This window comes from Brevundimonas balnearis, from assembly GCF_042434805.1.
GTDB lineage: Bacteria > Pseudomonadota > Alphaproteobacteria > Caulobacterales > Caulobacteraceae > Brevundimonas > Brevundimonas balnearis.
This window is the reverse complement of sequence record NZ_JBHLSW010000004.1, coordinates 10,001-22,788: the sequence shown is the minus strand read 5'-3', so window position 1 is coordinate 22,788 and position 12,788 is coordinate 10,001. Positions and strand designations below refer to the sequence as shown.

The 12,788-nt window shown below is 69.9% G+C and carries 12 protein-coding genes (1 of these 12 cut by a window edge); 7 read left to right on the top strand and 5 right to left on the bottom strand.

The genetic code is table 11. The features are described from left to right. Positions 1-110 precede the first annotated feature (110 nt). Entirely contained in the window at positions 111-1,070 is a 960-nt protein-coding gene (gene fabD / locus ACFFGE_RS05755) for an ACP S-malonyltransferase (RefSeq protein WP_376835254.1), read from the top strand. An 85-nt stretch (positions 1,071-1,155) separates the two neighbouring features. Further along, a complete protein-coding gene (locus ACFFGE_RS05750; protein WP_376835251.1) occupies positions 1,156-2,391 on the top strand; it encodes a cation:proton antiporter domain-containing protein in 1,236 nt (411 codons plus the stop codon). Between the two features lie 19 nt (positions 2,392-2,410). On the opposite strand, the gene ACFFGE_RS05745 is transcribed toward ACFFGE_RS05750, so the two are convergent. Beyond that, on the bottom strand, positions 2,411-3,187 hold the full coding sequence (locus ACFFGE_RS05745) for a PhoH family protein (protein ID WP_376835572.1): 777 nt from the start codon (positions 3,185-3,187) through the stop codon (positions 2,411-2,413). Positions 3,188-3,485: 298 nt separating this feature from the next. Between ACFFGE_RS05745 and ACFFGE_RS05740 the strand changes: the two genes are divergently transcribed. Together ACFFGE_RS05740 and ACFFGE_RS05735 are read left to right on the top strand one after the other, a co-directional pair. Then, positions 3,486-4,013 carry a gamma carbonic anhydrase family protein gene (locus ACFFGE_RS05740; protein ID WP_376835249.1) on the top strand — a complete coding sequence of 176 codons (528 nt, stop codon included), beginning with the start codon at positions 3,486-3,488 and terminating at the stop codon, positions 4,011-4,013. Positions 4,014-4,108: 95 nt separating this feature from the next. Continuing rightward, positions 4,109-4,981 (top strand): hypothetical protein, encoded by an 873-nt coding sequence (locus ACFFGE_RS05735; RefSeq protein ID WP_376835247.1) that lies wholly within the window; start codon positions 4,109-4,111, stop codon positions 4,979-4,981. Positions 4,982-5,101: 120 nt separating this feature from the next. Here the strand turns inward: ACFFGE_RS05735 and ACFFGE_RS05730 are convergent, their stop codons facing one another. After that, on the bottom strand, positions 5,102-7,951 hold the full coding sequence (locus tag ACFFGE_RS05730) for a M16 family metallopeptidase (protein WP_376835245.1): 2,850 nt from the start codon (positions 7,949-7,951) through the stop codon (positions 5,102-5,104). A gap of 126 nt (positions 7,952-8,077) precedes the next feature. On the opposite strand from ACFFGE_RS05730, the gene ACFFGE_RS05725 reads away from it, so the two are divergent. Beyond that, positions 8,078-9,049 (top strand): alpha/beta hydrolase, encoded by a 972-nt coding sequence (locus tag ACFFGE_RS05725; protein WP_376835243.1) that lies wholly within the window; start codon positions 8,078-8,080, stop codon positions 9,047-9,049. Here the strand turns inward: ACFFGE_RS05725 and hfaD are convergent. From hfaD to hfaA, 3 genes are read right to left on the bottom strand one after another with little or no spacing between them, the layout of a single operon-like run. Continuing rightward, a complete protein-coding gene (gene hfaD / locus ACFFGE_RS05720; RefSeq protein WP_376835241.1) occupies positions 9,038-10,246 on the bottom strand; it encodes a holdfast anchor protein HfaD in 1,209 nt (402 codons plus the stop codon). The two genes, ACFFGE_RS05725 and hfaD, sit on opposite strands and share 12 nt — an antisense overlap. Further along, positions 10,206-11,216 (bottom strand): holdfast anchoring protein HfaB, encoded by a 1,011-nt coding sequence (hfaB, locus tag ACFFGE_RS05715; RefSeq protein WP_376835570.1) that lies wholly within the window; start codon positions 11,214-11,216, stop codon positions 10,206-10,208. Before hfaB ends, hfaD begins: the two co-directional genes overlap by 41 nt. A 5-nt stretch (positions 11,217-11,221) precedes the next feature. Then, positions 11,222-11,656 (bottom strand): holdfast anchoring protein HfaA, encoded by a 435-nt coding sequence (gene hfaA / locus ACFFGE_RS05710; protein ID WP_376835239.1) that lies wholly within the window; start codon positions 11,654-11,656, stop codon positions 11,222-11,224. Between the two features lie 115 nt (positions 11,657-11,771). Between hfaA and ACFFGE_RS05705 the strand changes: the two genes are divergently transcribed. Together ACFFGE_RS05705 and ACFFGE_RS05700 are read left to right on the top strand one after the other, a co-directional pair. After that, positions 11,772-12,446 (top strand): rhomboid family intramembrane serine protease, encoded by a 675-nt coding sequence (locus ACFFGE_RS05705; protein WP_376835237.1) that lies wholly within the window; start codon positions 11,772-11,774, stop codon positions 12,444-12,446. 41 nt (positions 12,447-12,487) lie between these two features. After that, positions 12,488-12,788, top strand: the 5' portion of a protein-coding gene (locus ACFFGE_RS05700; RefSeq protein ID WP_376835235.1) for a CBS domain-containing protein. Its footprint extends 128 nt past the window's final position; only the first 301 of its 429 coding nucleotides appear in the window; the start codon lies at positions 12,488-12,490; its stop codon lies beyond the right edge, outside the window.

Sequence of the window (12,788 nt, the reverse complement as noted above, 5' to 3'; positions counted from 1 at the left end):
GGCTGTTCGAGGCAACCTAGACCGGAGGGCGCCCGCCGCGCCATCGCTTGCTCCAGATGGGCGCATCGCCTACCGGTCCGCGCAGGATTCACGGACAGGACCAACGCCTTATGACGCTCGCGCTTCTCTTCCCCGGCCAGGGCAGCCAGTCGGTCGGCATGGGCGTGGCGCTCGCCGACGCCTTCGCCAGCGCCAGGGAGGTGTTCGCAGAGGTGGACGAGGCGCTGGGGCAGAAGCTGTTCGACCTGATGCGCGAAGGGCCGGAGGATAAGCTGACCCTGACCGAGAACGCTCAGCCGGCCCTGATGGCCGTGTCGGTCGCCGCGATCCGGTCGCTGAAGGCGGAGTTCGGCGTCGATGTGACGAATGCGGCCTTCGTCGCCGGGCATTCGCTGGGTGAGTATTCGGCGCTCGCGGCCGTGGGCGCGATCAGCCTGTCGGACACCGCGCGCCTCTTGAAGCTGCGCGGGCAGGCGATGCAGCGGGCCGTGCCGGTCGGCAAGGGCGCGATGGCGTCCCTGATCGGGCCCAAGACCGACCTGGCCCTGGCCGAGGCCGCGGCGCGGGCGGGCGCCGAGGTCGGCGTCTGCGTCGTCGCCAACGACAACAACAAGGGCAACGTCGTCATCTCCGGCGAGAAGGCGGCGGTGGACCGCGCGATCGAGGAAGCCAAGGCGCTCGGCGCCCGGGCCATCCCGCTGAACGTGTCAGCCCCGTTCCACTGTCCGCTGATGCAGCCGGCGGCCGACGAGATGGCCCAGGCCCTGGCGGCGACGACGATCTCGGCGCCGGTCGTGCCGGTGATCGCCAACGTCACGGCGCGGCCCGAGCAGGACCCGGAAGCGATCCGCCGACTGCTGGTCGAGCAGGTCACCGGCCGAGTGCGCTGGCGCGAGAGCATGGAGTGGATGGCGGGCCCGGAAAGTGCGGGAGGGGGTGGTGTCACCCGCTTCGTCGAGATCGGCTCGGGCAAGGTCCTGACCGGCATGGCCAAGCGTATCGCGCAGGACGCCGAAAGCCTGGCCCTGAATACGCCCGAGGAGTTGGAGGCCTTCGCGCGCAGCGTCTGACGCCGGACATTGATCTGAGCGCCAGCGAAGCCATATCGAGGCTTCCCGCCGCAAGGATTCACCCTCTGCCCCGAACGGAGCGCCGATGCCGCATGCCGACAGCCTGATCCTGACTCTCGTCGCGGGCTTCGTGCTCGCTTTCGTGTTCGGGATGCTGGCCAATCGGCTGAAGCTGTCGCCGCTCGTCGGCTATCTGGTCGCCGGGGTCGTGGTCGGCCCGTTCACCCCCGGATATGTCGCGGACACCGAGCTGGCGCCTCAGCTGGCGGAGATCGGCGTCATCCTGCTGATGTTCGGGGTGGGGCTGCATTTCTCGCCACGGGACCTGATGCGGGTCCGAAAGGTCGCGGTGCCCGGGGCTTTGGTGCAGATCGCGGCGGCGACCGTCATGGGGTGGGCGCTCGGACGCTTCATGCTGGGTCTGGGCGACGTCGAGTCCCTGCTGCTCGGCTTTTCCCTGTCCGTCGCCTCGACGGTGGTGTTGCTGCGCGCGCTGGAGGAGCGCGGGCAGGTCAAGGGCGAGATCGGCAAGGTCGCGGTCGGTTGGCTGATCGTGGAGGACCTGGTCATCGTCGTAGCGCTGGTGATGCTGCCGCTCCTGGTGTCCTCCGCCGGCGAGCCTCTCAGCCCTGGCGCGCTCGGCGCCAATATCGGCTGGACCCTGGTCAAGGTCGCCGCCTTCGTCGGCCTGATGCTGATCGTCGGGGGCCGGGTCCTGCCGTGGCTTCTGGTCAGGATCGCCCACACCCGCTCACGCGAGCTGTTCACGCTCGGCGTGCTGGCCATCGCGCTGGGGATCGCCTGGATCGCCTACGGCGTCTTCGGCGCCTCGTTCGCGCTCGGCGCCTTCGTGGCGGGGCTGGTGCTGAACGGCACACCCCTGGGCCACAACGCGGCGGAGCGATCGCTGCCGCTGCGGGACGCCTTCGCCGTGCTGTTCTTCGTCTCGGTGGGCATGTTGTTCGACCCGACCATCCTGTGGCGAGAGCCGCTGGCGGTGCTGGGTGTCCTGTTCATCGTGGTCGTGGGCAAGACGCTCGCGGCGCTGGCCATCACCTCCGCCTTCCGGCTGGATCGGGCCGCCAGCCTGACGGTGGGCGCGAGCCTGGCCCAGATTGGCGAGTTCTCGTTCATCCTGGCGGCGCTGTCGGTCTATCTGGGCGCCATGAGCCGCGAGACCCACGACCTGGTGCTGGCCGCAGCGCTTCTGTCGATCACGCTCAATCCGTTCGTGTTCAAGCTGATCGACCGGATGGGGGCCAAACCCGAACCGCCCTCCGCGCAAGACAAGGCCGCCGCCGGAAATCCGGCGACGGCCTGATCCGCCGCGATCAAGGATCCTACAGAACGCCGATCATCGAGGCGACCAGCGGGTGACGGACGATGTCGCGCTCGGCCAGCTGGACCACCGCGATCTCCGGCACCAGCTTCAGTTTCTCGGAGATGTCGGCCAGCCCCGAAACACCGGGCAGCAGGTCGGACTGATGCGGGTCGCCCGTGACCACCATGGTCGAGTGCCAGCCCAGTCGCGTGAGCAGCATCTTGAGCTGCACGTAGGTGCAGTTCTGGGCCTCGTCGACGACCACGAAGGCGTTGTTCAGCGTGCGACCCCGCATGTAGCCGATGGGAGCGATCTCGATCAGGCCCTCGGCCATCAGCGCCTTGACCCGCTTCATGCTGAGCCGGTCCGACAGGGCGTCGTAGAGGGGACGCAGATAGGGCGCGAGCTTGTCCTCCATGTCGCCGGGCAGGAAGCCGATGGACTCGCCCGCCTCGACGGCGGGACGGCTGAGCACGATGCGGCCGACCTTGCCCGCCTCCAGGGCCTCCACGGCCTTGGCGACGGCGAGGTAGGTCTTGCCGGTACCCGCCGGGCCCAGGGCCATGACCAGGTTGTGCGCGTCGATGGCGTTCAGAAGCGCGGCCTGCCCCTCGGACTTGGGCTTCAGGGTCTTGAGGTAGCCCTGGTCGCGTTCGTCGTTGGAGGGGTAGGGAGACCAGCCCGCATGGGTCGGCAGCCGCCGCACCTTGGCGTCGTCCGAGAACTGATGGGGATCGAAGACCGCCTCGCGGGCCTGACGCTTGAGGGCTGAACGCTTGGTCATGAACGCCTCCAGGGCATTAAAAAAGGCGAGTCCGGAACGGACTCGCCTGCGAGCGACGTGGTTGGGGAGGAGAAGACGCCTTCGGATGCGACGGGACCGCCGGGATCGGGAGACAGGCCGACTTCATGCGGGCGAACCCGCGGCCTTACCGAACGCGACAATCCACGTCCTCCTTGGCCAGGCCGGACCGGGATGGACCGGCTTCAGAAACGAGACCCGCATCCGGTTCTCGAATCGTGCTGACACCTTGATGCTAACGTGGTTTCTGAATGCTTAAAGCCTGCATTTGTTCAGAAGAGAAGCGCCGCACATGACGATTCTGCGACTTGGCGACAAGCAACCCCAGCTCCCGCCGGAAGGGGAATACTGGATCGCGCCGAATGCATTCGTCTTAGGAGACGTGATTCTGAAGCCGGGCGCCAGCGTCTGGTTCGGCGCGGTGCTGCGCGGCGACAACGAGCCGATCACGCTCGGCGAGGACACCAACGTCCAGGACGGGGCGGTGCTGCACACCGATCCCGGCTCCCCGCTGACGCTGGGCCGCGGCGTCACGGTGGGCCATCAGGCGATGCTGCACGGCTGTGAGGTCGGCGACCACAGCCTGATCGGCATCGGCGCGGTGGTCCTGAACGGCGTGAGGATCGGCCGGAACTGCATCATCGGGGCCAAGGCGCTGATCACCGAGGGCAAGGTGATCCCGGACAACAGCCTGGTGGTCGGCGCGCCGGGCAGGGTCGTGCGCGAGCGCGACCCTGCCGACGAAGCCGTACTGCGAATGTCGGCCGAGCACTATGTTCAGAACTGGAAGCGCTACGCGCGCGACCTGACGCCGGTTTAGGCAACGGAAACGCAAGGGTTTGCTGGTCCCATGGCCGGATAAGCGGCCCGGACCTTGCATGTCGGGCGGCGCGTGTCTCGACAGGAGCCCGGCCCATGCGGTTGCGGATCAACATCTGGCTGCCGGCGGCGATCGCCTTCTTCGCCCTGACGGCTTCAGCCGACAAGGCTTCCGCCCAGTGCGGCACAGGCTGCGAGCCCCCGCCCCCGCCGTGCTGCGAGCCGCCTCCGCCCCCGCCGCCTCCGCCGCCGCCCCCGTGCTGCGAGACGCCTCCGCCGCCCCCGTGCTGCGGCGGGGATGTGAACATCAACGTCAACGTCAACGCCGGCGCGAACGCGTCGGCCAGCGCGCGGAGCTATCTGAACGCCCGCGCGGGCGCCTCCGCCGGTGGTTTCGGCCGTGGCGGCGGCTACGCCCACTTCAGCGTCGATCAGCCGTATCCGACGGTCATTCAGGGCCTGAACGTGGAGGCGGCCTCGGTGGCGCGCACGATCCGCGTGCCCTATTCAATGACGCGCCGCGTCTCCAAGCGGGTCGTGATTCAGGCCTTCTGCATCGACGACCGCAACGTTCCGCACCCGGCGTCACAGGTGCGGCCGGATCGCGATGTCTATGAGGACTACGAGGGCGAGCTTTATCGCTGCATCGCCGGAACCCGGCTGCAGATCACCATCGCCGACTACGAGGGCGACATCCGCTTCGACGGCGGCGAGACCCTGCTGTGCCAGAAGGGCGAGGCCCTGTGGCACGGGCGCGGCGGCATGATCCAGTGCCGCGTCCAGCGCGCCGAGCGGGACTGCAATGAACGCTCGCTGCTGCGCCGCTATGGGGCGGGGGTGAAGATTCTGACGATGTACCGCGAAGAGACCTACACCGAATACCGCGAGGAGGTGGTTCACGAGGCCGGTGCCGTCGTGGTCGGCTCCTCGATCACGCTGGACGGCGGCGTCGGCGGACGGGTGTTCTGAACCGGCCGTTCAGCGTGGCGTCAGGCCCCCGGGCCTAGGGTTCCGGTGGGTCGAGTCTCCGTCGACTCCTGACAGACTGCCCCGCTCCGGCCATCCGGAGCGGGGCTTTTTGCGTCCGCCTTACTCGGTCGCGCCGGCCGAGACGACCGAGGCGCGCCAGGCGCGGTCCGCGACCAGATAGCGTTGCGCCAGCGCCTGGATATCGGCCGCGGTGACGGCTTCCAGGTCGGCGACGTGACCGACGATGTCGGCCACCGCATTCGCGTCCCCGGCCGCGTCGCTGAGCTGGCTCAGCCAATACTCGTTGCCGGCCTGGGCACGGCGCAGGCGCTCGATCATCGGTGCGCGCGCACGGGTCAGCTCGTCCTCGTCGACCGGCGTATCGCGCAGGGAGGCCGCGATCGCGTCCATCTCGGTGAAGAACACCGACTGATTCTCCGGCGTCGTCTGAGCCGAGGCGAAGATCGAGCCATAGCCGCGATAGACGTCCGACGAGGAGGAGCCCGCATTGGGGGAGTAGGCGATGGCCAGCTCCTCACGGATGCGGTCGGTGATGCGCAGCTCGAGGATCGCGGCCAGGACCGCGATCTGGCGGGCCTCGGTGGCGTCCGCGATGGCGTCCGTCGTGGGCCAGGCGATGTAGCCCAGCGCCTGCTCCGCCGGCCCGGTGTGGGTCAGACGGACCGGCTCGGGCGTGCCGGCGGGGAAGCGCAGCACCTCGGCGCCCGGCGCGGGGGCCGGACGGGCCGAACGCGGGGGCAGGGCGCCGAAGGTCGAGGCGGTGGCGGCCACCGCGTCCTCGACCGTGACGTCGCCGACCATGACGATCTCGATGGGGCCCTGGGCCAGGCCCGCCGTGACGTCGGCCTTGAGCTGATCGTTGGTGAAGCCGGCCACGGCCTCCGCGGACGGGAAGCCCTGACGGGCGTCGCCCGACGCCAGAAGACCCGGCGCCTGCAGGCCGAAAGCCCCGCCCGGCGTCGCCGACTGTTGGGCGACGATCTGCGGAAACAGCGCCTTGATCTGCTCGAACGGGGCCGGGCGCACGCCGGGGTCGGTTAGATAGGCGGCGAGCACCTCCATCTGCAGCTCCAGGTCCTGGGGACGGGTGGCGCCGCTCAGGCGGTAGGCGTCGCCCTCGATCCCGAAGCCGACGCTGTAGATGCGCCCGGACAGAACGCGGTTGAGCTGGTCCAGGGTCAACTCGCCGAGGCCGCCCTGGGTGAAGGTCAGGGGAGCCAGCAACTGCGCCGTCGGCCGATCGGTCGGCAGACCGAGCTCGCCGATGCCGGTGCGGACGCTGACCAGGATCTGCTCCTCGCGGAAGTCGGTCGGCTTGACCGTCAGGCGCACGCCGTTCGGGAAGGTGACCACCGTCGTCTCGATCTCGCCGATCACGCGCTGGTCGCTCGGCGCGGTCGACGCCCCGAACTCCGCGTAAGGCCATTCCAGCGCGGCCTCCTCGGCGCGCGCCGTCACGGGTTGGGCGCGGGAGGCTTCGAGCCAGCCGGTGACCGCCGCCTCGCCGCCCTCGATGGGCTCGGGCGTGACGACCAGGACCAGCGGGCCTTCGCCCTGGAAGGCCTGGGCGACGGCCGCGTTGACCGCCTCGGGCGTGAGGCTCTCGACCGTCGTGTTGAACAGGTCGAGGTTCGTCTGCGGGCTGGTGAAGACGGCGTCGGCGTTGGTGGCGTTCAGCAGGCCGGACGCCAGGGCGGGCGTGGTGCGGGTCGCCGCGGCGTTGACCGCGTTCTCCAGCGCCGTGCGGCGGTCGGTGATCTCGCGCTGAAGCTCCTGGGCGGTGACGCCGAACTCGGCGAGGCGACGCGTCTCCTGCTCGATGGTCTCCAGCGCGCGCTTGAGCCCGCCCGGATTGAAGGCGGCCGAGACGCTGGTCAGGTCCAGGCTGTCCACCAGGGTGTCGACCGAGGCGCCGGCCCCGATGAACGGCGGATCGTCCGCCCGCGCCAGCTCGCCGAGGCGACGGTTCAGCACCGCCAGGCCCAGGCCGACGACGGTGTTCTCGCGCCGCTCGGCGATGCTGTCGGGGTCCAGGTCGGGATCGCGGGTGAAGTTGATCTGCACGTTGGACTGCACGCCCGGCTCGACCAGGATGCGAGTCTCGGGTTCGCGGTCCGCGACTTCGCCGAGGTCCGGCTCGGGCCCGTCGGGGCCGCGCGGCTCCCAACTGGCGAAGGCGTCGCGGATCTTCTGCTCCATGACGTCGACGTCGAAGTCGCCGACCGCGATCATGGTGGCGCGCGAGGGCCGGTAGTAGGCGTCGTAGAAGGCGACGAAGCGTTCGCGGGGCGCGGTGCGGATGACCTCCAGGTCGCCGATCGGCAGGCGGTTGGCGATACGCTGGCCCGGGGCCAGCAGCGCCAGCTGCGCCTTCAGCGATCGCAGCTGCGGCGTGTTGCGGGTGCGCTCCTCGCCGACGATGACGCCGCGCTCCTCGTCGATGGCGTCGGGCGCCATCAGGGCCTCGGACACCTGTTCGCGCATGATGCGCAGGGCGGTGTCGACCGTCTCGTCGTTCGTGCGCGGCAGCTCCAGCATGTAGAAGGTCTGGTCGAACCCGGTCGCGGCGTTGGTGTCGGCGCCGAACGCCAGACCGAGCCGTTCCAGAATGCGCAGCAGGTCGTTCTCCGGGATGTTGGTCGTCCCGTTGAAGGCCATGTGCTCCATGAAGTGGGCGAGGCCCAGCTGGTCCTCGTTCTCCATCAGCGAACCCGCATCGATCCGCAGCCGCAGGGACGCCTGGCCGGGCGGGGTCGCGTTGCGCAGGATCGCGTAGCGCATGCCGTTCTCCAGGGTGCCGAAGCGCACCGCCGTATCGACGGGCACGTCGCTGGAGGCCTGGGGCCAGGGATCGGACGGCGCCACCTGGGCGAAGGCGGGCAGGCCGGCGGCCCCCAAGAGGGCCACGCTCGAGGCGCAGACGAGCAGAAGACGGCGAACGCGGATCATCGGAAAACCCCCTGAAGGCAAGGATGCTTTACATGGCAGAGGGCGGCGGGGTCGCCAAATGACGAAAACTTCATCTTCGGCATGCGTCGGGCGGCTATGCTCCGACCAGCGAAGGGAGGGACGACAATGAACAGGTTCGCTGCGATCGCCGCCGGTTTGGTTCTCGGCGTCACGGCCGCCGCCGCCGCGGCGCAGACGTCTCAGGATGTGGAGGTTTCAGGCCCTTCGGGACGGCTGGGCGGGTCCTACATCGCGCCGTCGCAGGACGGGCCGGTGGTGGTGATCATCCCGGGCTCCGGCCCGACCGATCGCAACGGCAACAGTCCGTTGGGCGTCGCGGGCGGGGCCTATCAGAGGCTCGCCGAGGCGCTCGCCGCACGCGGGATCGGCTCCATCCGCATCGACAAGCGAGGGATGTTCGCCAGCGCGGCGGCGGCGGTCGATCCCAATGCGGTGCGCATGACCGACTACGCCGAGGATGTCCGCGCCTGGACCGCCGAGGCGCGGCGGCTGACGGGCGCGCCCTGCGCCTGGGTGCTGGGCCACAGCGAGGGCGGGCTGGTCGGGACCCTCGCGGTTCAGACGGACCCCAACGCCTGCGGGCTGGTGCTGGTGTCGGCGCCGGGACGGCCGCTGCAGACGTTGCTCCGCGAACAGCTGACGGCCAACCCCGCCAACGCGCCGATCATGAGCCAGGTCGATGCGATCATCGCCGCCCTGGAGGCCGGCCAGACGCCGGATCTGACCGGCGTGCATCCGGGTGTCGCCGCGCTCTTCAACCCGGTTCTGAACACCTACTTCACGAGCCTGTTCAGCCACGACCCCGCGGAGGAGCTGGGCCGCTACGGCGGCCCGGTCCTGGTGGTGCAGGGCGAGACCGACATCCAGGTTACGGCGGCCGACGCCGAACGCCTGGCGGCCGCCAGGGGGCTGGAGCCCGTGATGATCCCCGGCATGAACCACGTCCTGCGCGATGCGCCGGCGGACCGGGCGGCGAACGCGGCCACCTATCGGCTGACCGACGCGCCGCTGTCGGACGGCCTCGCCGATGTGATCGTCGACTTCATCAAGGGGAGCCGAGCCGCCTCAGTTCCCTGAGCCGGTGACGTAGAAGGTGGCGCGGTTGCCCACGGCGTTCGCGCCGGCGACGGTCGTCCGCCCGGCCCCGCCGACCTGCACGTTCGCGGTGGCGGTCACGGCGGCGGCGTTGGTCTGCGTATTGGTCGCGACCAGGGTGGCCTCGCACTCGGCGCACGCATAGCCGACCACGACGTTGCCCGAGGCGTTGGCCCCGACGTACGCGTCATAGCCGTAAGCCCCGGCGAAGGTGGCGTCCGCCGTGATCACCCCGCCGTTGAACTGGGTGTTGTCGATCTCGACGTAACGGTCGTTGTTGCCCACCTCGACCGCATTGCCGGCCGCCTCTGCGGCGGCCTCCGCGCGCCCGTAGTCGTAGGCGGTGACGAGCGAGGCGGCGGCCACGGCGGACTGGCTGGTCTGGTCGATGCGGCTGACCACCGAGCCGCCCGCGTTGTGGATCACGGTCTGGTTCGCGGCGGCGCGCGCGCGGCCCGCGAGGTCCCAGGCGTTGCCGGCGTTGGCGCTGGTCGCGGCGGTCACGAGGGCGCCGCTGGAGGTCTGGCGCACCTCCAGGTTCGCGCTCGAGGCGCCCGTCCCGGTCGACTGCACCGCGTTGCCCAGCGCCTGGGCCGTGAAGTCTGCGCGGGCGGGGATGTACTGCGTCACCCCCAGCGTGCCGGCGTCGACCGAGGCGGCCGCCGAGGTCTGGTCGATCACGCCCGTGATCCGGCCGCTGGTCGCGCCGAGCGCGGCGACGTTGCCGTTCGCCGCGCTGGCGATCGTCCCGCCCTCCAGCAGCCGCGCCTCGTCATCCTCCAGCCGGGCGCGCGCGATCATCGAGGGGGCGCCGACCGTCTGACGAGCGTCGACGTCGACGGCCGAGGCCTCGGCGGTCGCCGCCAGATAGTTACCGCTGGCCTGGACGCGGGCGTCCACCGCGCCGGTGTCGCCGCCCAATGTCATCTCCAGCGTGGCCCGCGACCCGCCTTCCGTCGTCTGGTCGGACACGATCGCCGCGTCCACCCCGACGAAGGCGGCCGTCGCGTCATTGCCCTGGGCCGAGACGTCGACGTCGACGCTATCGGCGTCGACCACGTCCAGCGTCACGTTCGCGACGCTGTCGTTCAGGTTGATCTGTCCGTTCAGGACGGTCGAGCCGTCCTGCGCCAAGGCCTCAGTAGCGGCCGCGACGCACGTCATGGTCGCGGCGATCATGCCAGCGACCCGGATCCGCGCGGGTGTCGCCATTGTTCGTTTCCGTGTTCGCATAGGCCGGGTAGTAGCCGCCCGTGGGGCCCACGGTTCCGAGCGGGTCGTTCCGGGCGTCGAGGCACACCTGGGGGCCTGGCGCGCCGTAGAGGTTGGCCATCATCTCCAGGGTCGCACGCTCGACAAGCGCCCGCACCGCCAGCTGCACCGGCTCGAACCCGCCCGTGCCCGCCGACACGTCGAAGACGTTGCCGTTCAGGAAATCGAAGACGCCCGCCGAGATCTCCCGGCCGATGATCTGCTTCTGGTAGGAGATGACGTCGACCACCTCCAGCGTCTGGGTCTGCACCAGCCGCAGGTCCAGGGCGACGTTCATGACATAGACGCGGCCGGTGAAGATGCCGGAGCCGCCGTTGTCCTGGACCTCGCCGCCGGCGATGTCCACGCCGGCCGAGCGGATGTTGTAGTTCACCTCGGTGATGCCGCCGACGATGTAGAAGTCCGAGCCGGGCACCTGGCCGGCCATGATCCGGCGGAACTCGGTGTCGCCGGGGGCTTCCGGGTTGGTGCTGTCGTCGCCGATCAGCCGGTTGTTGGCGTAGCGCAGTTCCAGCTCGGAGACCGAGGTGTCGTAGCGCTCCACGATCCGCGCGCCCGACTTGGCCAGGGCCGAGGTGGCCATCAGGGACGCGCCTTGGGTGATCTGGCGTCCCCCGTCGGAGGAGATGGTGCCGGTGTAGTCGCTGATCCGGCCGACCGCGATCCGCGGCGAGGGCAGGTTGTAGCGCCGCGCGTAGTCCGCGAGGCAGTAGAGCGCGGTGGAATAGGGGGTCGGGTTGGCCGTGACCGGCGCATTGCCGATCGGCCGGGCGTAAAGGCCGCCCGGGCCTGCCGTGCCGCTGACGGCGCAGGCCGACAGCAGCGTCGAAGCGGCGGCGAGAACGCCGATCGGCCGCGCTTTCTTCAGGGCGATCATCAGGCTCATGGCAGGTTCAGGGTCCCGTTCAGCACCGTGCCCGCGGAGACGTCGCCGGAGTTGGTCTGGTTGGAGTTGACGATCACCGTGTTGCGGTTGCCGGTCACCACGACGTTCAGTTGGTTGCCGATGGCGGTCGAGCCGCCGACCTGCGTCCCAGACTGCGTTCCGCCGGCCCCGGAGTAAGACCGCGCCACGCCGCCCGACGAGGATGAGTACGAGCTCGCGCCCGCCTGGATGATGCCGTTGACGATCAGGCGATTGCCGTTCGCGTCGCGGGTGGATCCGGTGGCCGGGGTCGCCACGGCCGAGCGCGCGTCGCCGTATCCGGACTGGAACCGGGACGCGCCGGACGAGGTCGCCTGCTGTGCGGCGGCGGGCGGGACCGCGATCACGGTCAGGAGGAGGGCCGCGAGCGCGGCGGGAACAGGCGTCTTCATGGTGCGTCCACCAGACATTTCAGCGATCATGGTTAAGCAATCGCCGTGCCAAAGTCGGACACGTCTCTTAAGAACCGCTTGATGGCCGGGGCGGAGCGACCCCATTTGAGGCCGCATGCATCCCGAGCCGGACCGATTCGATCGTCGCGAGCGCGTCTTCAACGCGCCGACGGTGGCGTTGCTGCTGGCGTTGTCGATGCCCGTGCTCTTCTGGTTTCAGCGGCAGCTGCCGGATCAGGGGCTCGGCTACGCGCTTCGGCCGGCCGAGATGCTGAACGGCGCCTGGTGGCAGGCGATCACGGTCATGCTGCTGCACGGCGGCTGGGCGCACGTCGCCATGAACGCCGTCGGCGCCCTGACCTTCGGCGCCGCGGTCGCCCGGCTCATGCCCGGCGTGCGGGGCGTGGGGGCCTTTCTCGCCTTCTATATAGTGACGGGCGTGCTGGCCGGGGTCGGCTACGCGCTGATCCATTCCTCGAGCGGTCAGCCGCTGGTCGGCGCGTCCGGCGCCGTGTTCGGCCTGATCGGCGGGGCCACGCGACTGCTCGGAGGGGAGGGGCGGTTGCTGCCGCTGCGGGACGGGCGGGTGATGTCCGCCGCCCTGGCCTGGATGGGGCTCAACGCCTTCGTCGGCCTGATCGGCTTCGCGCCGGGGGCTGAAGGGGCGGGAATCGCATGGGAGGCGCACGCCTTCGGCTTCATCGCCGGCCTGATTCTGATCGGACCCTGGGCGCGGCTGTATGGCCCGCCGTTTGATTCGCGCGCCGAAGTGAGCGACGCTCCCCTCTAGAGAAGCGGTCCGACCGCGACCGCCTGGTCGAGGAGCAGCGCATGCTGGTGGCGGAGATTCTCAAGGCGAAGGGCGGGGCGGTGCACTCCGTGGCCCCGAAAGACAGCGTGGCCGACGCGGCGCGGACGTTGGATGCGAGAAAGATCGGGGCCCTTGTCGTCTGCGACGGCGACCGCTGCGTCGGCGTGCTGTCGGAACGCGACATCGTCAGAGCGATCGCCAGGGACGGCGCGGACGCCCTGTCCAGGCCGGTCTCCGTCTATATGACGAGGAAGGTGATCTTCGCGGACCCGCGGGAATCGACCGCCGAACTGATGACCCGCATGACCGACCGCCGGATCC

Excerpts from the sequence above, each read along its gene's own strand:
- ACFFGE_RS05705 (WP_376835237.1), top strand. The coding sequence starts at position 11,772 with ATGCATCCCGAGCCGGACCGATTCGATCGTCGCGAGCGCGTCTTCAAC.
- ACFFGE_RS05725 (WP_376835243.1), top strand. The coding sequence starts at position 8,078 with ATGAACAGGTTCGCTGCGATCGCCGCCGGTTTGGTTCTCGGCGTCACG.
- ACFFGE_RS05730 (WP_376835245.1), bottom strand. The coding sequence starts at position 7,951 with ATGATCCGCGTTCGCCGTCTTCTGCTCGTCTGCGCCTCGAGCGTGGCC.
- hfaD (WP_376835241.1), bottom strand. The coding sequence starts at position 10,246 with ATGATCGCCGCGACCATGACGTGCGTCGCGGCCGCTACTGAGGCCTTG.
- ACFFGE_RS05750 (WP_376835251.1), top strand. The coding sequence starts at position 1,156 with ATGCCGCATGCCGACAGCCTGATCCTGACTCTCGTCGCGGGCTTCGTG.
- hfaB (WP_376835570.1), bottom strand. The coding sequence starts at position 11,216 with ATGATCGCCCTGAAGAAAGCGCGGCCGATCGGCGTTCTCGCCGCCGCT.
- ACFFGE_RS05740 (WP_376835249.1), top strand. The coding sequence starts at position 3,486 with ATGACGATTCTGCGACTTGGCGACAAGCAACCCCAGCTCCCGCCGGAA.
- fabD (WP_376835254.1), top strand. The coding sequence starts at position 111 with ATGACGCTCGCGCTTCTCTTCCCCGGCCAGGGCAGCCAGTCGGTCGGC.
- ACFFGE_RS05735 (WP_376835247.1), top strand. The coding sequence starts at position 4,109 with ATGCGGTTGCGGATCAACATCTGGCTGCCGGCGGCGATCGCCTTCTTC.
- hfaA (WP_376835239.1), bottom strand. The coding sequence starts at position 11,656 with ATGAAGACGCCTGTTCCCGCCGCGCTCGCGGCCCTCCTCCTGACCGTG.